This is a genomic window from Vreelandella nigrificans (assembly GCF_002374315.1).
GTDB classification, from domain to species: domain Bacteria; phylum Pseudomonadota; class Gammaproteobacteria; order Pseudomonadales; family Halomonadaceae; genus Vreelandella; species Vreelandella nigrificans.
Genome location: NZ_NWUX01000028.1, coordinates 1 through 25,773, shown reverse-complemented (window position 1 = coordinate 25,773; position 25,773 = coordinate 1). Strand labels below are relative to the sequence as shown.

Here is a 25,773-nt window from a genome sequence, read left to right as displayed (position 1 = left end):
CACTTATTGGTTGGGTTCAGGCTTTTGTACTGACATCATTTTTGTAATCGCGCCAATAACTTGGTGATAGCACTGTCCCCTCTTCTTATATCGCCTCCTTCCTGTATTACCTTCTTCCTTATCACCTCAGCGAGAAGTCCTCGTGCGCTAAGGTTAGGTTAGGGTTATAGGCAGGGTCTTTATCTAGCAATGGCCCCCACTGCTTGCGCATATAACGTGCTTCTTTCAAAGCACGGGCACGTTTTTTGGGCGTATCATCGGCCCCGCGTGAAATAGACTCATGGTGGTAGAGTTCGGCGTAGGGAGTCCAGAGATTACGTAGCCCCAGCTCATGCACCTTTAAGCAAAGATCTACATCGTTGTAAGCAACGGCGAGGTCTGGTTCGTTAAGGCCCCCCACTTTTTCAAATACCTCACGGCGAAGTAGCAGACAGGCTGCCGTCACGGCCGTTAGGTTTTGCACAAGCTGTAAACGCCCTGCATAACCTTCCTCGTTATGCTGGAAAAAGCGGTGTGCATGCCCTGCCACACCGCCTACCCCTAATACAACGCCACCATGTTGAATGGTCCCATTGGGGTAATAGAGCTTTGCACCCACACAGCCCACTTCCGGCCGGGATGCCTGGCTGACCATTTCTGTTAACCATTCGCCATCGATAGGCTCAACATCGTTATTAATCAGGCCGATGATGTCGCCTTTAGAGTGCTTGGCACCAAAGTTGTTAATTGCCGAGTAATTAAAATCGTGGTTCCAACGCAGTACTTTTACTCTGGAGTCCCGCTGCTCCACTTCGGCCATATAGGCTAGTGTTCTAGAGCAGCTGGACTGGTTGTCTAAAATCAATAATTCAAAGTGCCGGTAGTCGGTTCTCTCTAAGATAGCGTCCACACATGGCTTAAGTATTTCGACACCATCGCGGGTAGGTACCAACAAACTCACCAATGGTTGAGGTGTAGGCACTGGCCACATAACCCGGGCAGAATTGGCCACACGCCCCTTTTCAACGTGAGCAGATAGGTTTTGCTCATTCAGGCTCAAACGCACCAGCGAAGGGTAATCGTCAGCCGGTGAGAGGGTAAACGGAGATACCCGATGAAAAAGGATGCGGCCAATATGCTCAATTTTCTCAATGCCAGTGGCCAATGCATTTAGCGCCAGCTTAGCCTGCCAGTTGCCCACAGAGCTGGCACAAGGCAAGCCACCAGCAGGCATTAGCTGCGGCAATTTATCCCCGCGCACCCATATCGCACCGCCAACATACGGCTGAGAAAGCAGTAAATCCGGGTTCCATTGAGGTTTAAACAGCGGCGAGTGGCGCATGCCATCTGCGTCTAACTCATCCTCATCGCTATAAATTAACTCGGCATCCGCACAGCGCGCCAATGAGTAAAGCGCATGGGTTGAAAGCCTGTCACCAGGACATAAAACAGACACCCACGTAGAGGCAGAAAGTGCCGTTGTAAGAGGCTCAGACTGGGTATCAGATACGGTAATACGCGGGTCTTTTGTAACCAGTGTCTTTATGTGCTGCAAAATAGCGCATTTCTGAACATCGTGCTGCTGGGCATCATCTTGCTGAACATCCGCCGTGCAGTCTGGTGCAGGTAATAAGACTACTTTCCAGTTGCCAAGCGGTTGATCCTGAAGACTGGCGATGGTGCTATCAAGCGCAGCTGCGGTATGGAAACCCGTGATAGGAATGTAAAAGTAGTACATACCGACGAGGTCTAGCTGACGCGCTTTAATGTTCGCACTGACCTTTGCGGCATCAGGTTTGTCTTCAAACTTACGCACCCAAAGCCGATAGTTACGACGTGAGCATAAGCTGATATAGGTCGACTCATATTCACGAATCACCGTTCTACGCCACGACTCCCCCCGCTCACGGGCGCGTTCACGGATAATGCCAGCCGCCTCTTTTGGGGTAATATCGCGATAATCCTGATGAATATTAATCAAACGCTGCAGTAAACGGTCGCGTGCAAACGCTGGCGTTACCCACACAAGACGGAAATGCGGTATTGAAAAATGCCCCTTCGCGTTCATCGGCCTGAAGGCGATACGCTTTACCCCCCAAGGCACATGCACCAGCCGCTTACTTAACTTGCCAACCCGCAACGGCATATCAATATTGAAGGTTCTTCGCCCCGCTTCAAAGCGAAAGCTGGCTGCCACTGTGGTTACCGAACGGTCTACCATCAGCTCAATCATATACCAGCCGGGTAAATAGACATTGCGCTGGGTGGTAAACTCCATCGACTCGTCGAGTGCTTCCCAGCGATGGTGATAGGCATCCCATACCACATTATCTTTAGGCTCTAGCACTTGCTGAAACGTCAGCGTGCCTAGCACCACTTGCATATTAGCTGTCATCGTCACGCGCTAAACCACCCTGCTGGAAGGCAATCATTCCATTTATCCATCCCCCATCCCGCTAATTTAGCCTGGCCAGCAGGCATGCGTTCAGCAAACGCGGCGGTATGTTCTTCCATGCTTACGCCTTCTGTTTTATCAAGAATGGTATCTTGCAAAGACCACGTGACTTGCGGTGCCTCTACCATAAAACGTGCATTCGTTTGTACTAACACTACCTGGGCAGCGACAGAATGAACCAGTGACACATCAACATTACCGGCGCTATGTACAAATATCACACGGCGGAAAATACGCACTAAAAACGGAAACATCATATAGCTTGACGAGGCCCCCATCACCAAACAGCACTGATCAAGCACAGCATCGCTATTTTCCCACACTATCACCCGCCCAAAATTGGCCAGGCCATTGTCGTAGCGTTTCAGCTGCCGGTGGTCAAACGAGCTTAAGCGCTGGGTAGCGGCCATACGTACAGGGTTCAGCTTATTTCCTAGATCCCCACGTAAACGCACCACTTTATACTGATCTTCAGCGAACCAGTGCTCCGCCTCTTCTAGCGTTGCCAACCCTAACCGGCGTGCCACTTCGCACGTAACGTGCATAGCGCCTTGCTGTGTCCAGTGGGTATCCGTCACATGGTAGGCGTCATCGCCCATCTGCTTCAGCAATGTTTCAGGATACAAACAAAAATCATCAGGTAACGCCGCGACCACCTGATCAGCCGGTGAAACCTCCCCCATGGGGTAAGGGTGGTAGTGGCTCATCACCCGTTCTTTACTGGGGGCAACCACCATCAACACCTTCGCATTTACTTGATGGGAAAGCGACACCAACTGCTCGGCATAGGCAACCCACTGAGCGATAGCCTTCTGGCCTAACGACATATAGCCAAGGTGCTGATAAAGACTAGCGTTAGTATCTTGATCCAAAAACAGCCAGCCCTGCTTACCAATCAGCGCGCTTGCCCGCAGTTCCTGTACTGATGCATCGGGCATAAGCGTTAAACGCTCTAGCGGAATACGTTGCTCCCCGGCTTCAGTAGGCAACACAGCAGAAAGCTTTACATTTCCTGAACGAATCGGCAGCTCAATACGGAAGTGAACGGTGTCATCAAGACAGCCACTGTCATGGTCAGCAAAGTCATTGTCACCGAAGTCATTACCACCAACGTCATCGCCACCAAAGTGGTTAGCAGGAAACACGTACTCCACACCTGCTTGCCAGGTACAGGCGAGCTTTATGCTTTTTTTCTCTTTCTTTTTCTCTTTCGCTACCGATAATCCTTCAACACTCAAGCTTGCCTGAAGCAATACGCCACGCTGGGTGAGTATCACCCGCGATGGCTGAGGCCATGTTCGCTGCCAGGCAGTAATGGGCGATGCCAGGGGGGCAGTTTGAGCTCGCATCGGTGTATAACGTACGCGCCGCCACCATGATAAAGAAGACGCCAGTGTTTTACGCCATCGCGACTGCCGAGGCGCATTAAAAGGGATCGCAAATGCGCTGCTACTAGGTAACGAAAGTGACTGCTGGTGTACACGGCCCGCCCATACCAGAGCGGCATTACACTCACGCCCATTGCGGTCAAAACGTGAGAAATAAGCCTCACCGTGGGTGGCTGTCAAAGTGCCGTTCCAAGGGCTATCAACACGACGCAATACCTGCCCAAGCACAAACTCTTCCACTGATTTTACCGCATAATGATTAATGCGAGCGCCCTGCCAACACACCCGACGGCTTACGCCTGGCTGCTCCTTGGCCAATTGCAGTGGTGCACCTTTGCTATTAACGTAGCGGCCCGCTGTTAACACTGCATGGCGCTCATTCTCAAAGTGACTAACCCGCGAAGGCCTAACCACACTTTTGTAAAGCCGGTTATAACGAAATTTACTGTAAGAGCGTTGGGTAAAGCGCTCAATCACTAAGCCATCGCCACGAAAGCGCTCTCCAGAAGAACCAAAGCATGCAGAATTAAGCGCCAAAGCGCTTACATCCGGGTCGCTAAATATCTTACCAAGCCAAGCACGTAACCCATTTTCCGGTAGCGTGTTATCAGGCGTGTCTTGAGAGTCGCCATCCTGAGAATCGCGGTCCTCATCCAGCGGCAGTAAAAACTCATCCGCATCAATGAAGGCGACAATATCCAGGTACGTGGGGCAAGCTGCCAATAAAGAACGGTAAGCGAAAGGTTCACTTGCCCCATCATCACCGCCATAGGGATGCACCAATGTCACTAGGCCAAGGCGTGAAAGTTCACGTAAATAAGCATAAGAACCATCGCTGCTGCCAGTATCTGCAATAACAAAATGCTCAACACCTACAGCCAAATGGAAAGCAACCCACTCTTGCAGTGCATCCAATTCATTTTTAATTACCGCCGCAACACCTAACCGGGGCAACATATTCGACGTTGAAATAGTCCTTCACTCCCAGTCGTTGCTATCGTCTTGTCTATCAGTCTTGTGCTGATAGTCACTACTAGTCATCGTTTACTTGTTACTAACCGAAACATCACTTTGCGGCTCGGCTTCTACCGTGGCCACAGGAAATAGATAGCTTAACGCCTGTGCCATCGCTACCTGGTGAGCCTTAGCACTAAACAGAGCATTAGCGCGCTGGCGGCCAGCATGCCCCATAGCAATGAGCAATTGAGGCTCCCTTGCCAATGTTTCAACCCACTGAGCCACGCGCTGCACATCCCCCTTGGGGGCTAAAAATCCTGTTTTGCCATGCGTTACAAGTTCAGGCAGTGCACCCCAATCATAGGCCACTACAGGCCTTCCAGCAGCCATCGCCTCTAATACAGTACGGCCAAAAGACTCCTGAAAATGCGAGAGGTTCACCACAATGTCCAGGTTCGCCAGTGCATCCTGCGGGTCTTCCGCATAGCCTTTATGGATTAAATAACCTTCCTTACCCATTTTAAGTCGCTGATGAAGTAAGGCTTCTAAATCCGGGGTGCTTGCCCCGTATAAACAACACTCTACCGCAACGCCCTTGCGTGCCAAGGCATCCGCTAGCGCGGCAAAGTCTACAAGCCCTTTTTTCGGGATCAAGCTTCCCAGTAACCCAATCCGTAGCGGCCGTTGCCCATCAAACTGTAAAGCAGGAACCGTTTGCCAAACAGGCATATCTATCATATTGGGTACAACCGCAACCGGCACGCCTCTGTGCTGGAACGCCTCGGCAGTACATTGAGAGTTCACAATCAAAAGGTCTGAATGGGCAACAGCATGGGCCACCACGCCCTCAACCGAACTATTTAGCGCTTGGCAAAGGCCTGGGTCGTGGGCGGGTAGCTCACGAACGTGCGTTAACACGGGTAAGCCTAACTGCCTAGCCGCCACCGAAGGTGCTTGTAGTGTTAGCGTATTCACATACACAGCGTTAGCGCCTGTGGCTTCAAGCAGCGCCTCTATAGCGGCTAGCGTGGTGGCGTCATCAGCCTCACCCTCTCGCCACCAACCATAAGGTATGGCGTATACCGCACGGCTAACGCGTTGCAACGTGGCTACATAGCCTGGGTTGCTAACGTTAGGCACTACCACCACAGTGGCAACACCTAACGTCTCAAGAGTACGCAGTGCATCTAACAAGCTGCGTTCCGCGCCATATAACCGCGGGTTAACCGTGTGCGCAAATACTGCTAAACAAGGTTGCCCATTCAATGCCGCTTGCGCACCGCTACCGGGAAAACAGGGCATGGGGCTTAGTCCTCGCCAACGCCCCCACCACCAATAATGAATAACCGCCTGGGCAGGCCCCCACCATTTATTGCCACCATAACGGTAACCATAACCGCTGATGCTAATACGCGGAGATAGCTCACGGCCCTCATCAAGGCCGTATAACAGACAATGGGCGAAGGCACTCCCCTTAGCAGCAGCTACATCTGGGTAGCGCAGTAAATACCACGGCTTGTTGAACAAGCGTGCGACTGCCCAAAACAAAAAGGGGTAACGCCAGCCATGCTGCCGCCACCCCTTCTTGTGCTGCCCCCACCCCAGGCTTTTAAACGCCCGCCATACCTTCATAGCACCACTCGACCACCACCAGCCAAATACGCAGTTAATAATTCTGTTTGCGCAGCGGGTAGCGGCTTACCTGTTAGGTCACGCACCCCTTCACGCGTCATTAGCTGCGGCACACTATCTGGCCAGCTAACCGAAGGAGCAAGCGTTTGTACACGCACTTCGCCACAGCGCAGTTTGATACCACCATGGGCAACGGCAATGCCTTCTTCGTGGCATAGCTCCCACATATCATCCGCCAGCCAACGGGTATTAAAGTCATCTGGCCTGCTCCAGGGGCAAACCACAACGCGGTACCCTTCATGGCGCAACCGCAGTAGCGTATTCAATAACTGCAGCAGTTCTGGGTTGCGTGCAGAAACATCCGCCACGATAGCAATATCGTAGTGCATACAGGGCTGTGGATGGTTACCCAAAGGCGTCGGGAAAAGCCGCCGTGCGCTTTGGTTAGACATTACCGGCACCACCTGACGTTCCCGCCACCACGACGCGGCCTGATGATATAAGTGCCGCACACCGCAATGGATGGTGCGCACGTGGGTCGTTTTACGCTGGGTTAATGAGGCTGCCTGTACTAACGAAAATGCCAAGGGCACATCGGCGGCCACTTTCAGCAATGCCTCAGTGCCGTAATGCTTCTGAAGTCGCTCTACAAATTCATTATCCGCCGCTACCGCTACCTCGTCCCACAGCCCCAAGGTATCGAATACCTCACGACGAACCATAACAGATGCCGGATTAGGCTCTAGCCAGTCAGCACATAAATGCCATGGCCCCAGCGGCTGTAAGTGCTCATCTACCCGTACCCAAAACGACTGGGTAGCCATCACATTGGCATGTTGAATCAGCGCCAATACCTGGCGCTCAATTTTTTGTGGATGCGACCAATCATCGCTGTCATGCACGGTAACAAAGGCGCCCTTAGCGGCTTTTATACCCGTGTTTCTAGCGCTGTAAGCACCCTTGTTTTTCTCGTGCCGAATCAGCCTGAGCTTAGACTCCAAGCGTGCTTTTTTTTCTACGCGCTTGGCAGTACCATCGGTACTGGCATCATCTACCACTATAATTTCAATGTTAGGCCAGCTCTGAGCCAGTAGCGACCTCAACGCTATATTGATCGTGGCTGCGGCGTTATATGCAGGCACCACTACTGACACCAGCGGCATACGCCTACGCACCTTGGTGCGTACCCGGCGTGTTTTTAACCGCCCTAAGCCACTTCTCGACTCCACAGGCAGTAGCGGCACCAGCTTACGCTTGGCAAACCATTTGTTAAGCGATGCTAAGCGCTGTTCCAGAGGTAAGTTGACCGATGCTAATTGCAGCATCGCCTCATCAAACCCCTTGGCAGAAAAGTGCTGATGATCGCGCAGCTCGTCAAGGCCAGCCTGCTTACCCAAGCGCACATAACACTTCAGTAACGCCTGGGGAACCACCCGCTGGTATGGCCCATCATCGCCTTCAGCCAGTGTTTGCAAATACGCCAGAGCCTGTTCATAACGCGACTGCCCATAGTACCAGCTAGCTAAATACCACAGCGCCGCTGGTTGCCCCTGAGCTGCCAACGTCTGCAATTCAGGGATAGCAACACCCGCATGGCCATGCCATGCCTGGTGGTGTAACCAAACCGCCTGCCCCTGGAACAGAGGAAAATCGCTGATATGCCCATTGGCAGAAGGCAAACGCCCCTCATGTATGCCGTAGCGCAAAAAGTGCAGCAGCGGATTAACCTTAGCCCGCCCCACGTCACCATAGCGGCTGGTGTACCACTGGGAATCAAACCTAGGGCTAGGGGTTAGCCCCGCCCGCCATCCCAAGCGCAGAAAGTGCAGTTCAGGCCTTACCCACAGCCAGCGCTGCCAAGTAGGCATTTGCAGCTGATAGTGGCCCCGCACGAACTCGCCGTGCTGGGCTAACAAACGAATATCGCTGCGCTCTTTTGCATTGGCCAGCGGGTAAAGCGCTTTTAAAAAAGAAATAATAGCCACTAATAAGCTCAACTACACTTTGGATAATTACAAAAAACGCTGAAGGAAATGGTCTTCGGCGACTGGCAACAGCACGCATTACGAAGGTTATTAACTGGCTTGGCCCCGGTTTAAGGGATAGCCAAACTCGTATCTAACTCAAACATTGCCCCTAAATAAAGATCTGCCTGTTCACCAAAGGAGTGATACGTACCCGGTACCGGCGTTAACTCACCTAATACCGGCCCCTGGCGGGCTTCGTATAAATCCACACGGCAGAAAGGCGTAGGCAATGCGGCTGAAACCTGCTCTGCCATTTTTAGCAATGCATCTGGGTTACGCGGTGGCAATAACGCCGAATCTATTGCTTCTTCATATTTACCCGTTGTAACGGGATGCCAATCACGATCATACCAGCGATAATACTGCCCCTCGGGCTGACGGGCTACCTGCAAAATTAAACCTATGCGCCCACGGAATGCATAGAATTTAAAATCATCGACTGGACGTAACAGACCTGAAGGCGGCAAAAGCAGCTCTTCAAGCTGCCAATGGTTAGGAAACTGATGCTCGCGCATTTCCTGGTAGAGCTGTTCGAGAATATCCACCAAACGCAAACGGCAGCGTAGCTGCAAGCACTCAAACGTTATCTCATCTACCCGCTTGAGCGAGAGTACCCCACGGGAGCTATGGGCTTCTTTGGGTTTAATCACACACGCATCTATACCTTCCAGCACATCACGTAAATGCTGTAAGGAAAAGTCATCCTTAAGAATTTGTGCCGTAAGTACACCCAGTGCTTGCATTTGGCCTGCTACCCACCCGCGATTCCCCGCCAGCTCCGAGAAGCTGGTAACCCCTGGCTGCTGCTCTTCGCGCTGATAGCGGCGAACCAGCGCATCCATGGTTACCCGAAAGGACGGTGGCACTGGTAGCGAGCCTTTGCGGGCCGGGTGAGAGGCTTGAACCCAAGCCAACTGCTCTGGCTGCAAAAGAAAATCATGAAACGAAGGGAAAAGTGACGTGGTCATTTAAACAACTCTAAGAAGGCCACCTAATCGTGCAGCACAGGCAAATGGTTGGCGATACAGCAGTCAAATGAAAAAACTGCAACAGTCAGATAATTTTGCGAACAATTACTTAAAAAAGAAATGACGTGACTTTTCTAACATCGCTACTACTGCTGACTAACATTGAAATCAAAGATGGGAGAGTCAGAATTTTAGACAAATCCCCTTTACAAGATAAAGCAGTTACGAATCGGTAGCGTTGAATTTCACACTCAACCCCTTCAGCTTCCAGTTCACGAAGAATGTAGGTGTGCTGGTGATGGTCTAATTCACCCTCGACCTCGATAAACATACCCGTATAGCTAGAATTCTCAAGCGCTGTGTCAATATGGGAGTAATTCTCTCCCCACTTTCTGTGCAACACAGAGCATAAAAACTCACGTGCTACATTGACCGGTTTTCCATACATAGGAAAATGAGCAGCGCATATAGAAGGCGACGTATTAACCTCACAAATACATGCCTGCTGGCCATTAATAGGTTTCGTATAATCTTCAAGAATAAAGTCCACCCCAGTCTCGTATAATTCTTGAACACTATTTACAGCTTTGATTGCAGCTTCCAAAACAGTAGGGTGTACTTTATGAATCACAGACCGCGTATCAGCTCCTTGACTGATAGAAAAAACAGGGCTTATGGTAACAACTTCCCCCACACAAAGAATGGAATTAAGCGTTTTCCCTTGCCGCTTAATCTGGAACTCAGCAGCTGTGCTTTTCTTCAGATTACTGTTAGAGAGCCTTGGGTTCTCGGATCTTAGCTTATTTTTTGCATCTATAAGGTCATTAATAGAACTAACCCCATCACCAACGACGTGTGGCTGGATTCTCTCAATAGCCGCAACCGCTTTACCACCAGCTACTATAATTCGTAGCTCTTTACCAGAAACATGCTTTTCTAGTATTAAGGTATCATCATTCCTTTCACTAGCCAGTTTATTGTTAGTAACCTGATCAATTGCCCATAGCAATTCCTCAGAATTAGAGATATTTGCGGTTACACCAACACCACCAGTCCCCACTCCTGGTTTAATAACTACAGGCCAGCCTAGTTTCTCTGCGTATGCAACAATTTCAGCTCTATCATCGTGAATACTGTATGAGTTACCCTCTGCGACAGGAGCGCCCGCAGACCTAAACAATTCCTTAGTAACTGCTTTCTCTTTACACACTAGCCTTGTTTCTTTCGGAATGCCTAATGCTGCTGTCCAGGAGAAGGTTGCTATATTACCAGCCTCGAAAACTGAGAACTTAGTTGGTGTAGAGCGAACGGAGTTAAGCCCGAAGAGTAGTGCTTCACGCTCAATTAAGTGATTATCCAGTTCCTTAGGAGTAAAGCCAAGCAGTTCTTTATTTTTATAAACATTCAATGATTTATCAAAAATCAACGGCTTATCGAAAGCAACTCCCTCTCCTCTTGAGAAATAATCTTCTTTATATTTCTCTATAGCTTTATAATCCAGGTCAGATCCTAGTCCTGGCTTATCCCCCAGAAGAATTTCATTTATTGAAGCTGAAACATAGCGAAGTGGATTCTTTGCAAGGTTTTTTTCAACATTTGCAGCAGGTGATGTTGTGCAAAAATCAATTCTAGGAAGTGCTTTATAAAGGTTGTAAATAGCCCTACCCATCATATCGCTGGTACCAATCATACCGCCTATATAAACCATGGTATCCGGCGAGTTTTTCTCAACATATTCACCAAGCTCTAAGGCTTTAAGCAAACCACCAACTTTGGGTATTTTTATATTAATTGCTTTACAGCCACCATGGCTCATCAGTAACTTAAAATCATCCAAGTCCCATAATGACTCATCTGCCATAATAGCGATTCTGCCATATTTCAGCGGCAGCAACTCATCACACAGCCGCTGTAGAGAGCATAGCTCTTTCACGTACTTCTTAGGAAGTGGCTGCTCAATAATCATTAACTGCTTTTCATTATCCTCCTTGCTCATCCAGTCAACAGCTAATTGTATAAACTCGATTGCGCCTTCTGGTGAAAGCGCCTCATTTAAATCCAGCCAATACGAGGTATTTTTTGACAACTCCCTATTAACATCTCTCATGCTATCTAACCTATCAAGGTTTTCAGCATGGTCTGCTGCGCCTTTACAGCGAAACGCATCAAATTTTTGTGCTTGACTACGTAATCTATCTATAATTTCCACAGCACCTTTGGATGCTGAAAGCGTGGAAGCAGAGACATAAGCACGTTCTCTTTTTTCTCCCAACAAAGACGATACAGTTATACCTAGCTTTTTAGCAGCCAAATCCAGCAAAGCAATATCAAAGCCCGAAAGAATTCCTCGAAATGGTTTATCTTTATTAACTTTTTTAGCATTTTCTACCGCACAAGCCTCTAACTCTGAATAAATAGCTTTGACTGACGTTAACGCAGACTCTTTATCACTGAAGTCGACAATACTTTCACTAACTATTTCTAGCATTTTCCCAACAACGCCAGATATATATTTCTTATGATCCCCGGTGAGCTTAGACCCGCGAGCAGCAGCTTCACCTACTCCGGCAATACCATCACACTCTAGTCTAATAAGATAATTTGTAGACTTTGTACTTGTAGCACGAGAGGTCGAAAACGGTTTTATTAACGGCACAACAACTTTGTAACACTCTGCTTTAGAAATCTTTAACACACTAGATTTTTTTGAAGCTTCTTGACCAAGAAAATAATTAAATAGTTTTGAAAACATATACCCCCCAAGTTACCTACTTTTTTTAGCACTACCAGAAACCGCCCAAACATTCCTAGACCAACATATATTAGATACGCACTTTATTCGCCTTGAAAGATGATCAGCAACTCATCACTAATTAGTAATTAGTAATTAGTAATTAGTAATTAGTAATTAGTAATTAGTAGAGAAAGTGTAGTGCCACACAAAACCACTTATATTAAAATCTTAAAGTTCAAAGCCCACTACGTTATTAAATAATAAAAACACATAAACCGAACCATCTTCTAATTAGCACCTGAACAAACATCAATCATTTACCTCTATTCAAAAAACCATTCACTATCCTGTTGTACAAGTATTTAAACAAGGATCAACATGGCCCATTGAATGTGACGATAAGAGTATCAACGCTCGCAAAATATTACAGATATCTACAGCAAAAGGCTCTCTTTAAAATGATTGATGGGCCCTCAACACATATATTGAAGGCCCATCCAGTCTCTACAATCGACTTACCTTACCCTCGATTGTAACGACACACCAGATTATTAGAAGCTTCTCTACCTAACCAAGTTAAACTCAGCAAACCTTTAACTCGGAGAGAAAGAAAGACACATCATCTACGCTATCAATAGACATAACTTTTTCATAAATCTCTTCAGCAGCTTCATGAGTTATAACGCCACTACAATTCTGGAAAAACTTATTAGCAACCAAGTCTCTATCTAGTGTAACCTCATTACCACTTGCTAGATCAACTTTGAACACAGACGTTCTTCCATCTACAGTAGCCACCTCTACAACAGTAGTTCTTTTCTTTAACGGATAGCCCCTAGCTAACTCCGGAGATCTAACAACCTCAATTTTATTCACAAGGTCATAGACCTCAGCATCTTTTAATTTTTCATCTGAGAACTGCTTAACTGTTAGCTCACGGTCTACCGCATAACGAGCAAGGCAGTAATACATATTAAACTGAGCTTTTTTATAGTTAATACCAGGGCTAGGCTTTCTTTTAGCAACATACATACCAGCCGGTAGCTGCCTAACCACTATATTCTGGATAGATTTATGGTTTATTTTAAGCTCAGACAAAGCACCTTCCAAAGCCTCAATTGAAGAGTGGATCATTCTGCAGGTTGGATAAGGTTTAACATAAGTATTAGAAACTTCAAAACCAGAACCAGCTTCGGAGAGTAAGAATGGTAAAGTACGTTTTATATCAAACTCTATTTTTGGGCCTGACTGCCCTGTTAAAGCTATTCTTGGACCTACCAAACCTGAATATGCTTGAAAGCCTCTTATTAAGAAGTTTTTATCTGTACCTGAAGCTTGTTGACCGAAACCACTAGCAGACAAATAGCCTGAATACCCCAGCGCGCTTGAAATTTGTGGCACAGTAAAATTACGGAGCTTCGAACTTACTGCCGAAACTGCATATTGTGGACTTTTAGGTCGATTAGGGCGACGACCGCGGATTTTAGTTGCGATATCATAACCAAGCGCTATTGCTGTTATTAGCTGCTTTCCATTAACTTTTAGTGACTGAGCTTCAGCTAAAGCGGCCGGAATAACAACTCGCCCAGGATGTGGATCACCGCTTCGAGCTGCGGCGATTCGATGTCCATCGTTAAAGTCATGTAACTGCATATATGCTGCATTAACGAAGGCAGCAGCAGGTCCAGAAAGCCTCGCATTAATACCAAGTACAGTTGAATCCCCTCCCTCCCCACCAAGTTGAAGACCTATCTTTCTTACATTATCCATTCTCTCATCAACAGATGCCAGATATAGCAAGCCAAGTGCATCAAGAAGTAAAAGCTTTACTCTCTCTACATCATGCTTTGACAAATCATCATAAGATAGCGCATTAACATAATTGTAAATTTCGCTTCGCTTAGCGTCTATAGAATTTGCCGGGAATAGTGAAAACAGAGCAGCCCTTTCAGGCTGTAAATACGTTTCTAGCTCTTGTTCAGAAATATATTCGCTTTGAGCTGTATTTACTATTAGAAAATCGTCACAACTTTTTTCATCTAAATTAGTTGTAAGAATACGCTTTACAGAAGATTTTTCTGGACCTGCAGCACAACTATTTAATAAAGCACGTACGCGATCATTCACTCCTTGGAAAAGACCTTCTATTTTGTTATCACCGATATTTCTAACCCACCCTTTAATTTCAAGAGCTTTAGCCTTATTTTTTATCCACCGGCGAAAACCGACATTAGTTACTTTTCCCTCAAGGACAAAATACAGACTATCACGATGCTCTTCTTCCAAGCTAACATTAACACTATCATCTAATACAAAAACATTATCGAGACTACGCACTTGATCACTAGAGTAGCCTTTTAAGAATACATCCACTTCAGCATTAGATGCATTTGTTACTTCAACCCCCAAGGTTTTAGCAACTTTCTTGCAAAAAGCATTTATTGCTGAATGAGTCCCTTTTGTTATCATTAGAAGACTATTCTCATCAGATCTGAAAACACCTCCTGTTAAGCCATATTCGCATCCATTGAGCCATAATTCCTCCAGATGAGAGGATGCTACTTCCATCCCCACAATCTTAAAATATTTATTCTGGATTAATGCAGAGCTAAGACAACGGCTATTATAAATAGACTCTATCACCTCACCTGCGACATCACGTTCAGTTCCAATACTAGGAAAATGATGCATTCCAAAATCAGGTGAAGCATTTATCTCCAACACATTCCAAGACTGTTTTTTTGCAGGTTCCGAAATACTTTCACAAAACAAATCAAGACCAAAATGGAGTGGATAACCCAATGAAGAATAAGCCTTTCGAGCAATATTTTTAAAATCTGTATGGATGTACTCCGTCACATCTATACAATCACCACCAGAGCTTACATTGGCAGCACCCCTCAATCTCAGAAACTCGCCACTCTTAGGTACGCTATCAAAATCATAACCAGCTAAAGCAAGATAGTCAGAAGCTTCATCATCAAGACTTATTAAACTTTTCTTCAAATAAGGGTTTTGCAATCTCTTATTATTTTTTTCATCAACTAGCTCTCTAACAGACTGGATCCCATTACCAACTACATTTGCAGGCACACGCTTTGCGACAGCTTTAATTTCTCCAGCCACCACGAAAATCCTGAAGTCGCTACCTGATACTTTTTCTTCTATCAAATAATCTTGATAACCAGTTTTTAATATATTACTTATGCTCTTGCGAACCTCATCAGAATTTTTCAAATCAACAAAAACGCACTTACCACCTCTACCAGAATTAGGCTTAACAACAACGCTATAGTTTAGCTTATTTGCAAAAATTAAAGCTTCCTCAATATTATCATTGCCGTACAAGTTCGCGGCTGGAACATTTATACCTTCACGGCCCAAAATTTTCTTGGTTAGATGCTTATCATCCATCACTGCTTTTGAGGAAGTACTGGTTAAGCTCGAAATACCTCTACGGAAGTGAACCTTAGGCTCATCTCCATTACCATAAACTTCAAATATTCTTGTATTAAACGAATGTACATTGAGCCCTCGTCTAAAGGCAGCCTCAATAATCAATCTCATATTTAATAGACTAGAAGGATAGCTATTGCAATCAACCTTGTAACTTATCGGTGGCGAAACATGGTCATTCCCCAACCTTTTCTTCTTATTAGCATTAACTGAGTGATGGTAATCAACTATTAAAGAAGCTACATCAACAGGATCTCCATGCGTAGGATACATAGAGCCAGTCAGTGCAGGCCTAGCGTTAACTTCAATTACAGAGTAGTTCTCATTACTTGCAGGTTTGGTAAAGTCTTTTATTAAAAAATCAACTCCTATATAGTCAAGCTCTGGAAATAGTTCCTTTACCCGAAGCGCTAGCTCTAAGTAGCTAGGATGAACATAAGGCAATATTGTTATTGCATCAGCTCCAGCACTTACATTGCCACGATCATCCAGGAATACCCTTTTCCCATGAGGAATCACAGAGTCAAAAGTGTAACCTTGCTTTAGCAAAGCTCTTTCTGTTGATTCAGTTAGCTTAATCTTTGCTTTAGAAACAGATTTTTTTCTTACTAGGTTTTTTAAATCAACCAAATCTTTAATACTTGACTTTCCATCGCCTTCAACAGAAGCAGGCTCTCTAACCAGTGCGGAAGCAACTTTATCTCCCACTACCACTAGCCTAACATCTCTTCCTTCAAAATAATCTTCTATGACAAAATTATCATCACACACTCCCTTCTCTGATAAAGCCTTAATATTATCTATAGCTTCTAGTAAATACTTCTCACTCTGAATATTAACTCTCACTCCGTGGCCTTCAGCACCTCTGGAAGGCTTTACCACTTGTGGAGTTTCACAATCATAGAAATAGTTCAAGGCTTCTTCTTTAGTCTTAAGTATTATTGATCCACTAGGAACCGAAACCCCACCTCTTTTCAGAATCTCTTTAGTTAAGTATTTACTTTTCGCCATATAAAAAGCAGGTACTGGCGTATTTGACATAAGCCACATTAATGATTTAACACCACTTTTCTCAAAAGAATAAAGTCTTTTGGAATAGACCTCAACATCGTACCCTTTTTCTTCAGCGGCAATAGCAACAAATCTAGATTGACTACTTAAATCAAACTTTTTAAATTTTGAGCGATCAACATCAAGCTCATATGTTTTTTCACTTAAAAGCTTCAACACGACATCTAAATCGCTAGTTTTTTTACTTAGCTCAATCATATTATCACCGAAAACCATTAAATTAAATTTACAAGCATTAAAAAATATTAACCATTAACCTTTATTTAACTTTCTATATATAGAATGTGCTATATATTCTGCTACATTAATGGGCTTTCCATAACTCGGATAAATATGACCACCTATGCCAGGCCTAGTATTAGCCTCGACAACAATATAGTTATCTTCACTAGCAGCTTGAGTGTAGTCTTTTGAAAGTATATCTACACCTATAATATCTAAACCTGGAACAGACTTAGATACTTTTTCGGCAACAGCTTTCATTGAGGGATGAACTAGATCGGTTATGTCCATTGAATGAGCACCTGTTGATAGATTTGCTTTACTATCAATCAAAAGCTCTTTTCCCTTTTCTAACACAGCATTTAAGTTATACCCTCTAGATTCAAGCCCCTTTTTACGAGACTCATCAATTAATAACGGCCTCTTCACTAAGTTAGGATTTTTTCTACGCCTTAAATTCTCCTTATCAACTAGGGAGCTAATTGTAGACTCACCATCCCCAACCAAATATGGAGGAATACGCATGCTAACGGCCACGCATTTACCATCAACAACTAAATAACGAGCCTCTTGAGAACTATTAAAATAATCCTCTACTATAATTTTATCTTTTGTATATTTAGCTGCGTAGTCCCAAGCTATATCAAACCCGTCCTTACCAACATTCACGGAAACACCCTTTCCTTTATTTCCGTTCAGAGGTTTCAACACAGCCGGCTCAATACTTTCAAAAAATAACCTAGCCTCTTCTTTTTCAGACGCCTTGTAAGACCGCCCATTAGCCACATTAACATTACTTCTAGCAAACAATTCCCTAGATACATCTTTGTCTTTAAGACTTCTAAAGCCAACTAACGATGTAAAACTTGTCTCTGTCTCTAACAACTGGCACTCTTTTCCATTTAACTTTACAGCTAAATATCTGCCATTTACAGAAACGTCAAATCCGAGCTTTTCAAACTCAGCAGACATTACCTTACTTGTCGAAAAAGGTTTATCAAAGTCATAAACATTAAACACATTACTTGGCAAAGCGCCTTTTTCCTTGACTCTAAAACCTGATTCTTTATTATTTGTATGAATCACTTTTGCCTCACAACTACTAAGCCATTGATTGTTATGTTTCTTAAGCTCTAAAGTTGGTACCAGCCCATATGGTTCTGCATCCATTGATGCATACCTTCCGGGAGCATTAAACACAAAGTTCCCTATCGATAGATAGGCATTTTTACCCTCAACCTCAATTACTTTGTCCTTTTTATGGCTTCCATGACCAACTATCATGTCCGCACCAAGAGTTAAAATATCTTCACACCACTTTTGCTGAGCTTCACCCACATCCTTATAGTCAATACCTTGCCAATGTGGAATAACAATGATTTTCGCTCCCACATCCAACTTACGTATACTGTCAATGCTTTTTTTAATTGCATCAACATTTGTACTAGCAATTCCTGGCTTATTTTTCTTAGCAAAGAAACCATACTCTATATATCGCTTCCTAGCCCTCATACCATTAAGTATATAAACTTTATTCTCACTATCAGGAAGATTTATTACATACGGCTTTCTTGCCTCTTCAGTATTTCTCCCAGCCCCGATTGTAGCTATCCCATTAGCATGAAGAAGATCGATCATCTCAACCAACTTCTCCTCACCAAAATCCATAGTGTGATTATTGGCAAGTGTTACTGCTGTAACCCTCAATTTTTTTAAAACATCGATAGTTACATCTGGATCATCAAACCCTGGGTATTCTTTACCTTCAATCGGCTCGCCTGGTTTTTTGGTTAACACTGTTTCCAGATTAACAATTATCTCATCACTCCCCTCCAATAGGGGAGCAACCCCTTCAAAAAAAGAGAATGGGTCATTTTTTAATCGCTGATAAGCTTCTGGATATTTATTCTTACTTTTCTCAAGATAATAATAGCCGAGACTTGTATCGCCACAGAACGTAATTTTGAAAGGCTTCGTCATTTTAGGTTAAATCCATTCGTCAAATTTTATCGGCAACAAACACTTGTAGGCACTTCGTTTATGCCTAACCCATTTGCATAGATCCACGTTAGGCTCGCTAGCGCCCAGGTGGGGCCACTAAGCTCGAAGTGAACCCGTCCGGTAACTTCATCTAACTCATCCAGTTTTAATCCCAACGCTAACACATTGGCAACGTCGGTTAGCTCCTGCTTTAGCCGTAGCCCGTTACTTACACCAGAGAGCTCTACATGTATAGTTGCTTGCTTTGATAAGTCGGGCATTTTGCATTCTGCTACCTGCTCTAAAATTGCTTGCGTGGTATCAAAATGGTCTGTGATGAGCTTATAGCATTTGAGGTGTTCTGAAAGCGCGATGACCACATGGTTGTCGTCGCTTGCTGGCTCTAAGGGATTATCGACGATTAAATCAACCCGCAAAAAGTCCATTCCCTGCAAAACCTTGGCCACTTTACGGCCAACCGCTTTGTAGCTTTCATGGATATCAGCACTTTGCTGCCACTGCTTAGCACCAGCAGGTTTCGTAAGCGCAGCCACTATTTTGCCAAAGGCCACTATAAGCCTTAGTTGCTGGCCTTGCTGCTGCTTTTCGACCATATAGCGCACACTTAACGGCAGAAATTTGCGGCCGTGCTCGTCAATATGATCTTCTGAAAGCCGTGTCATGGCATAGGGAGATGCGGATAAATCACTGGCTTTTTGCTTTTTAAGCTCGCGTGACTGCCTGAACAGAAACTCCAGTTCTGCATCATTTTTAATATCTTTGATGTACTCTTCAAATAATGTGTTACGTATGACAGGCTTAAGTACAACGGGATAGCCAATTTTTCGTGCGTAGCGAATGTGGTCACGTATTGAGCGGCCCGAAAACGATGCGGCTTTTACAACCTTAACCCCTGAACGTTCTAGCCTGGCACGCCATGCGCGAATATCCTGGCAAAAATTAACTTCGGGCAACAAGTTACGGCCACTTACACCACATACATAACCGCTTGGCTTAATGTTTTCTGCCCCTGCTTCTGGCGTGGGTATTTGCTGGTAATAATAGGCCAGCTGACGGGGCAGCAGTAATGATTGGGCGCTGTTGGGCATACGCATTGCATGCACTAACAATCCTTCCCGCGTAATAGCAGGCAGCTTGCCAAGTAAATCTGTGAAGTTTTCGAGACTTGCATCCATCACGGGTTAGCCTTCAGGGAATTAGAGTGAATTCATCGTAGTGGGTTACATCGAGATGCGTTGTGCGAACCGAGGTTGGCAACGCTTCGGATGGCCCTCGAATACACGCGGTTGTTAGCGCGGTGATTCCCACTAGCGATCCTTGCAGCACCGCTTCCACTTGCCTTGGCCCGATGTTTTTCACGTAACCTGTTAGGCCGCTACGCTGTGCATGACGGGCAAACCATTTACGATAGCCAACGCCGGTTACTTTGCCGCGGATGTTCACCTGTACAGCAATATTGTCTTCAGGTAATGGCGTAAGCGGTAACTTATTCTTGATCAACACTTCTTCAATAGCATCTCTTGGCACGTTTACCGGTTCACCAAACATGGTGTAACAGGCGGTACCAATAGCGGCATGTGCATTTAGCTCACAGATACCTATATCGGTTTCACCAACAGGCTTACGGTGGTCTTCGATCAAGAAATCAATACCGCAATAATCCAGCCCAGGAACTGCTTTTACAGCGTCTTCCGCTACCTTGATAATGCTCGGGTGCATTTCATGCAGAATATTAACGCTATCGCCCCCTTGGGAGAGGTTACAAGAGCCGGAAAGTATGACCTGCTTGCCCGCCGTAGGTACGCTGTGTAGCGTTAGCCCCTGTTTATCCAGCTGATATCGGGTAGCTTCACTGAATACAATGGGCCGTGATTTCAGGTGCGGGATATTTTGGCGGTAACGGTTTTTGATCAGTATTAATTCGGCAATATTGTGCTTACCATCACCGGTTACGTTGGCTGGCGCCCTTAGTGTCGCAGCGCGCACCGTGCCACCAATCACCATAATGCGGTAATCTTCACCGAATATATGTTTTTCTACGATAAAATCATCGTGGCCTAGCTTACTGCTCTCAAGCACATGAAAAGCACTTTTTAGCTCTGTATCGCTAGTAATGTTTGGTACTACACCAATACCACGCACCCCGGTCGCTGGTTTTACAACGACGGGATAACCAATCAAGTTGGCAAATTTTGTAGCGTTCTCGTAGTCACCTGCAGGGAACATTCTCCCACGGGGAACCGGAAAGCCTAGTGGCGCTAAAAATTCACGCGTCGCTTCTTTGTGAGTACATAGCGAAATAGCATCAATACTCACCAATGGCGAACGACTTAATTTGAAATAGAATCGCTGGCCATTGTTATCCGCTGTAAAAACGCCTTTACCAGTACGCAGGATGTTGTAGCCCTGGCGTACGCACTCACGCTCCATTAAGTGGCTTTTTGCGTCCATCGTTCCTAACGGAAGCATAAGCACGGTGTCGTTAGAACTGTTGGGTGATAGCGGCTCTGAAGGGGTCTGAGGCTTACCCTTGATAGTGGGTTGATAGGTATACGTTGGCGGCTCTGCTTCTGGCAGGTAGAGAACGTTCTGCGCCCTTGAGAACAGTGCTTCCACTAGCGCAGTATCGGAGGCAGCCGTTTCGGCTGCCTCTTGCTGTGCCAACGCTTTGAATACCTTTCCTAGCAGTTTGTAAGTACTGGTAACAGCAGACTGTATTTTGCTCCACTGACGTTTATCAAGTGGGCCTGCGTTATCAATCAAACTATCAGTAGCTTCTACCCATTTCCTTGCGGCAGCGGGCATGCTGCCACTTAGAAATTTCTCAGGCGCTAATTCGCTGCCCATTAAGCGTGATGCTACTGTTTCCAGGTAATCCCAGTAACGGGCAGCCATCGGCTTACCGCTACGCTGCCCCAGCCCCCCTTCTATAGCAGCTACACGCTCTTCACCTGCACAGGTAACTGCCACTTTAAGGTAGAAGTTAGCCTGCGTGGCACCACTTGCCCATATGTTGCGTGCAACAGGCTCGCTATATGGCTTGTCATAGGCGATTAGCTCAATGCGTGTAACATAGAAAGGGTCTTGCGACATTTACAACACCATTATTGAGTTGGGTTGAGGGTAGCTTCTAGCGCTTTGTCAGAGTAACTGTAACGTTCTTGTTCAGCTAGCTCGCGATCTATAAAGCGATCATCATAGACACTTTCGAGCAACGCTTTGCGTACTTCACGCGTGTTCGCACGACCGTCTTCACTGAACGCGTGCAGCTCCACCAAGCGCTTGCGCAACCCTGAACGACATAGGTTAGTCGCAAAACCTGGGCCTTCCGGCGTCTGTAGTTGGCTATTTTCAAGCGTTACATGAGGATACACTAAGCGCGTTTTACCCTCTTTTTTGAACGAGGTTGAGAAATAACGATTAAAGCGCATGGCACTGGCCAACGAAACCATAGCAATTGAGTTCAGGTTTGTAGTGCCATTAACACCAGCTAAGAAAATACCGCCTTTGAAGCCATGCTGCTCTGCCTCTTTTTCGACTTCCAATACTTCGTGGTAGCCACCTGCTTTTTGAGGAACGATTTTAAGTTCCACATGCGGTAGGTAAATGGCTAAGCGGCTGATTGATTCCCGGCCCCACACTGGCTTAGATAACATAATACGTAGCGGGGTACCTTCCATTTTGGAAAATGCTTGCTGGTAAAAAGCATCGGCATCTTCGTGGAAGGGATCTTCAACGATAATCGCGACATTCTGTTTAGCAGCTAGCCCCGTGAGGGCAACTTCATCACAGAAATCACTCCATTCATCCGGAGACCAGCGCTGGCCTGCGTTCAGAATAATACCTTTAAGATCGTGGGAGCCTTCTGAAAGAGCGAACAGAAGCGAATTGACCAGGGCACTGGCATCTTTTCCGCTGATACGCTTACCACGGCGAAGCCAACCGCTCACTTGCTTGCCCTTGGCGATAGAACGCTGTAACCGTGCAGGGTTTTTGAGTGGCTCGTTGAATACGTTGCGCTCAACGTTTAGCGGCGCTTCTGAGCTGGTTAACTGCGCAACACTAACCCCACGGTTTTTGGCGATTAAGTCTAGCAGTGCACACTCAGCTGCAAAGCAAACGGAAGGGCTTGGGCGTCGTTGACTTGCTACATTACCAGCGATACCAGAAATATCGCTGACAATCTCTTGTACAACGTCATTCGCATGCTCAGTAGGCGCTTGAGACGTTAAATCCAACTGCTTACCCACAAGACGCCTTGCCACTTTGCGAGCGTAGCGTAGGGTGCTTTTCAACGTCTCTTCGCTGGCACTTGTAGGCCTTGCTTCGCCTAATCCTACTAAAGGCGCTCCGTCATGCTCTCCTGTCACTCTAATAAAAAATGAGTACTCACTCGGCTTTTTTGCTTGAGCTGATCCTTCTTGTGTCTTTGCCTCGCGCTCAGCACGACTCAAAGGCATGTTTTTCAACAGGACTACTTCTGCATTACAAATTTTCACACAACCACCTCTTAAATAGGGTTTAATTAACAGTCGAATTAAGCATTCGTAAAATGCTAATTAAGATTAATGCTGGCGTTAACGAATAATACCATATTTAGCATACAGCTCAACGACTATCTCATTGCTAAACAGTGGTTTATGCATCTGAAAAAGCCGTACTTGGCTATAGCTATTTCCCTCTAATACAACAAAGTCATCATCTTGAAGTATTAAGTCGAAGCCACAGTACTTCAGATAAGGCAGTTTGTTGAATAAAGTTAGCAGTTTATTCTTGTGTGCCTGCCAGTTGGGAATATAAGCACCCGTAATTCTTTCGCCAGTATCTGGGTGCGCTGCCCAACGTTGGCCGGTAAACCGGCCTGCTGCTGCCACTGCGTGGCCTAGCTCCCCTGTTTCGTTATTCACTTCTATGCTTAGCCCACCCAACGAGAAATTATCAATTGGGTAAGACTCACTATTACCCACCCTTAATACAGCACGTACTAAATAAGGCTCACCAGTAGTTGAATTGCGAACCACTAAAGCACGTACCGTGTTAACGGTAAGTGGGTAAAGTCGCTTAGAAAACTCCCCTTGCTGTACATATTCATTAATAATAAACGGCACCCGCTGGCGGCTAAATACTTCACCTAGCGCTTCTGCTTTTACACTGAAGCGCGGATTCGTTGCATCGTTGGTTTCCACCACGGCGTGGCGTTTATCTATGCGAATAAAGTACACACTGCCGCCACCGCCACCACCTAAGGGCTTGGCGACTAGCATTAGTGGGCCAGCTTGGCCGGCTTCTATCTGTTGCCATAGATCAGTGTGGGGTATTACCCTTCCCTGGCGACATACCGCTACAGTACGCGGTACATTGCAATACTGGCCAAACACTTGGTCAAATAGTATTTTGTTATTAAAAACAATGCTATAAGAGCCGTTTACTAAGCGAGTAAGCCAGCGCTGCACATCGCTTAGGTAAATATCGATATTGTCGCGATTTAGCCCATAAAGCCTTGCTTTTTCAGGTAAAAAGCCACGCTCGTAGAAGAACTGAGCTTCTTCTTCGCTTAGGCGTGCTAAGTCTGGGTCGGCATGAAAGTCCAGCGTAAAGCGTTTTAGTAGCGCAAGCTGGTCGGTTTCTTTAAGGCTTTCCATTAGACGCTTGTGGTGGTCTTTCGGCAGCACGGTGTCGCTAAGTGCTACTACCTCCGTTTCCTGAGCATCTGGATGGGTCTTGGATGCGTGCTTGGTGGCCCAAAAGGTGGTATCTCTCTTCATATTCCAAACTCACGCATAAAGTCGATGGCTGTTTGGTTTTGCATTAATGGGCCATGTACCTGAAAGTCTTCCACAGTGGGCATGCCCAACAAGCGAATCAGCTTTGGGGTTGGTGTCGAAATATCGATATCTACTTGTATAAAGGAGTAAAGCGATTCGCTTTGTAATGGAAGTATGATCGTTTTAATTGCTTGTAACCAAGCAGACTTATAGCGGTATTTTTCCCAGGGCACAGGTTTTCTCGGCCCAACCACAATGCCACTGGCGTTAAACCGAGCCACACTGCGGGTACGCCCACTGTTGGGTGATAGCTGCATACTAAGCGCCATGCCCACAGTGGCGGCGGTGGCTTTTTTGGTAGCCACAACAGAAAGTGGCACCAGCCCTGCACCTGCTGGGTCCATTATTAAAATCACTTTTAGCACAGCCCCTGTGGGCAGTGCTTGTTTAGTCACTGTGGGGTTAGCCACCATCGGTATGCGCTGGTTATAGAGCTGCCACTGTAGTTCTGTATTTTCCAGCAAGGGTTGCATTGGCCCATTGGTGTGGGCCAGCAGGCTAGCTTGTAGATCGCTGATATAGGCATCTACACGTGTGTCTGGCAGCTTGTAAAGGCGCTTACGGTTGGGTAGAAAACCACGGTTATGCAGGTATTCTGCTTCCTGCTGGGCAAGGTTTCCCTGCTGCGTACGAAAAGTATGACTAAATTCACGCCACGCTTGCACACCTTCACTGTGCTCTAGCCTTTTAACGCGGCCTAAGTGACTTAGGTCTGCGCTTCTGCGTGTTTTGTATATAACACGGTGATTGTTTGCACTGCCTTGATTGTGCAGCATGCTTTGCACGCCGCCCAGGAAGGGGGTTGGCCTGCGGTCTTCCTCCCTGCCGTAACGTAAATAGTGCAGCAGTGGGTTTATAGAAGCACCGCGTACATCGTCGTACTCTTCTAGGTACCACTGCGTGTGAAATCCTGGCCCTGGGTTGTGCCCTTGCTGTATGCCATGCGCTAAGTAGTAACCCAGCGGGTCTTTTACCGCACTTTGTTCTGGTCAAGTCGTAGCGGACACTTTTATTAAGCTGCTTCCGCGATTTTCTCGATCTCCCTTGGCGCGTGGTAG

13 protein-coding genes are annotated in these 25,773 nt (G+C 46.1%); all 13 read right to left on the bottom strand.

What is annotated here, in order from left to right; all coding sequences use genetic code 11:
* Positions 1-121: 121 nt before the first annotated feature.
* Positions 122-2,374: a glycosyltransferase family 2 protein gene (locus tag CPA45_RS20205; protein WP_096654719.1), complete on the bottom strand. Its 2,253-nt coding sequence runs from the start codon at positions 2,372-2,374 to the stop codon at positions 122-124.
* Between the two features lie 2 nt (positions 2,375-2,376).
* On the bottom strand, positions 2,377-4,779 hold the full coding sequence (locus CPA45_RS20200) for a glycosyltransferase family 2 protein (RefSeq protein WP_096654717.1): 2,403 nt from the start codon (positions 4,777-4,779) through the stop codon (positions 2,377-2,379).
* An 87-nt stretch (positions 4,780-4,866) separates the two neighbouring features.
* Complete coding sequence (locus CPA45_RS20195) at positions 4,867-6,411, bottom strand: glycosyltransferase family 4 protein (RefSeq protein ID WP_096654715.1); 1,545 nt, start codon at positions 6,409-6,411, stop codon at positions 4,867-4,869.
* Positions 6,408-8,396 carry a glycosyltransferase family A protein gene (locus tag CPA45_RS20190; protein WP_096654713.1) on the bottom strand — a complete coding sequence of 663 codons (1,989 nt, stop codon included), beginning with the start codon at positions 8,394-8,396 and terminating at the stop codon, positions 6,408-6,410. The genes CPA45_RS20195 and CPA45_RS20190 overlap by 4 nt, the downstream gene beginning before the upstream one ends.
* A 110-nt stretch (positions 8,397-8,506) precedes the next feature.
* Positions 8,507-9,406, bottom strand: coding sequence for an ATP-grasp fold amidoligase family protein (locus tag CPA45_RS20185; protein WP_096654711.1), 900 nt, complete (start codon positions 9,404-9,406; stop codon positions 8,507-8,509).
* 109 nt (positions 9,407-9,515) lie between these two features.
* Complete coding sequence (locus CPA45_RS20180; protein WP_096654709.1) at positions 9,516-12,158, bottom strand: enolase C-terminal domain-like protein; 2,643 nt, start codon at positions 12,156-12,158, stop codon at positions 9,516-9,518.
* A 564-nt stretch (positions 12,159-12,722) separates the two neighbouring features.
* On the bottom strand, positions 12,723-16,865 hold the full coding sequence (locus CPA45_RS20175) for an MmgE/PrpD family protein (RefSeq protein WP_165771596.1): 4,143 nt from the start codon (positions 16,863-16,865) through the stop codon (positions 12,723-12,725).
* Between the two features lie 54 nt (positions 16,866-16,919).
* Positions 16,920-18,869, bottom strand: coding sequence for a CapA family protein (locus CPA45_RS20170; protein ID WP_096654705.1), 1,950 nt, complete (start codon positions 18,867-18,869; stop codon positions 16,920-16,922).
* 26 nt (positions 18,870-18,895) lie between these two features.
* Entirely contained in the window at positions 18,896-20,065 is a 1,170-nt protein-coding gene (locus tag CPA45_RS20165; RefSeq protein WP_096654703.1) for an ATP-grasp domain-containing protein, read from the bottom strand.
* A gap of 13 nt (positions 20,066-20,078) precedes the next feature.
* The gene (locus tag CPA45_RS20160; RefSeq protein WP_096654701.1) at positions 20,079-21,983 is read right to left on the bottom strand and encodes an acylphosphatase; all 1,905 of its coding nucleotides are present in this window, start codon (positions 21,981-21,983) and stop codon (positions 20,079-20,081) included.
* A gap of 11 nt (positions 21,984-21,994) precedes the next feature.
* Complete coding sequence (locus CPA45_RS20155) at positions 21,995-23,389, bottom strand: enolase C-terminal domain-like protein (RefSeq protein ID WP_096654699.1); 1,395 nt, start codon at positions 23,387-23,389, stop codon at positions 21,995-21,997.
* 78 nt (positions 23,390-23,467) lie between these two features.
* On the bottom strand, positions 23,468-24,655 hold the full coding sequence (locus CPA45_RS20150; RefSeq protein ID WP_096654697.1) for a sugar-transfer associated ATP-grasp domain-containing protein: 1,188 nt from the start codon (positions 24,653-24,655) through the stop codon (positions 23,468-23,470).
* Complete coding sequence (locus CPA45_RS20145; protein ID WP_133066804.1) at positions 24,652-25,491, bottom strand: hypothetical protein; 840 nt, start codon at positions 25,489-25,491, stop codon at positions 24,652-24,654. The genes CPA45_RS20150 and CPA45_RS20145 overlap by 4 nt, the downstream gene beginning before the upstream one ends.
* Between the last annotated feature and the right edge of the window lie 282 nt (positions 25,492-25,773).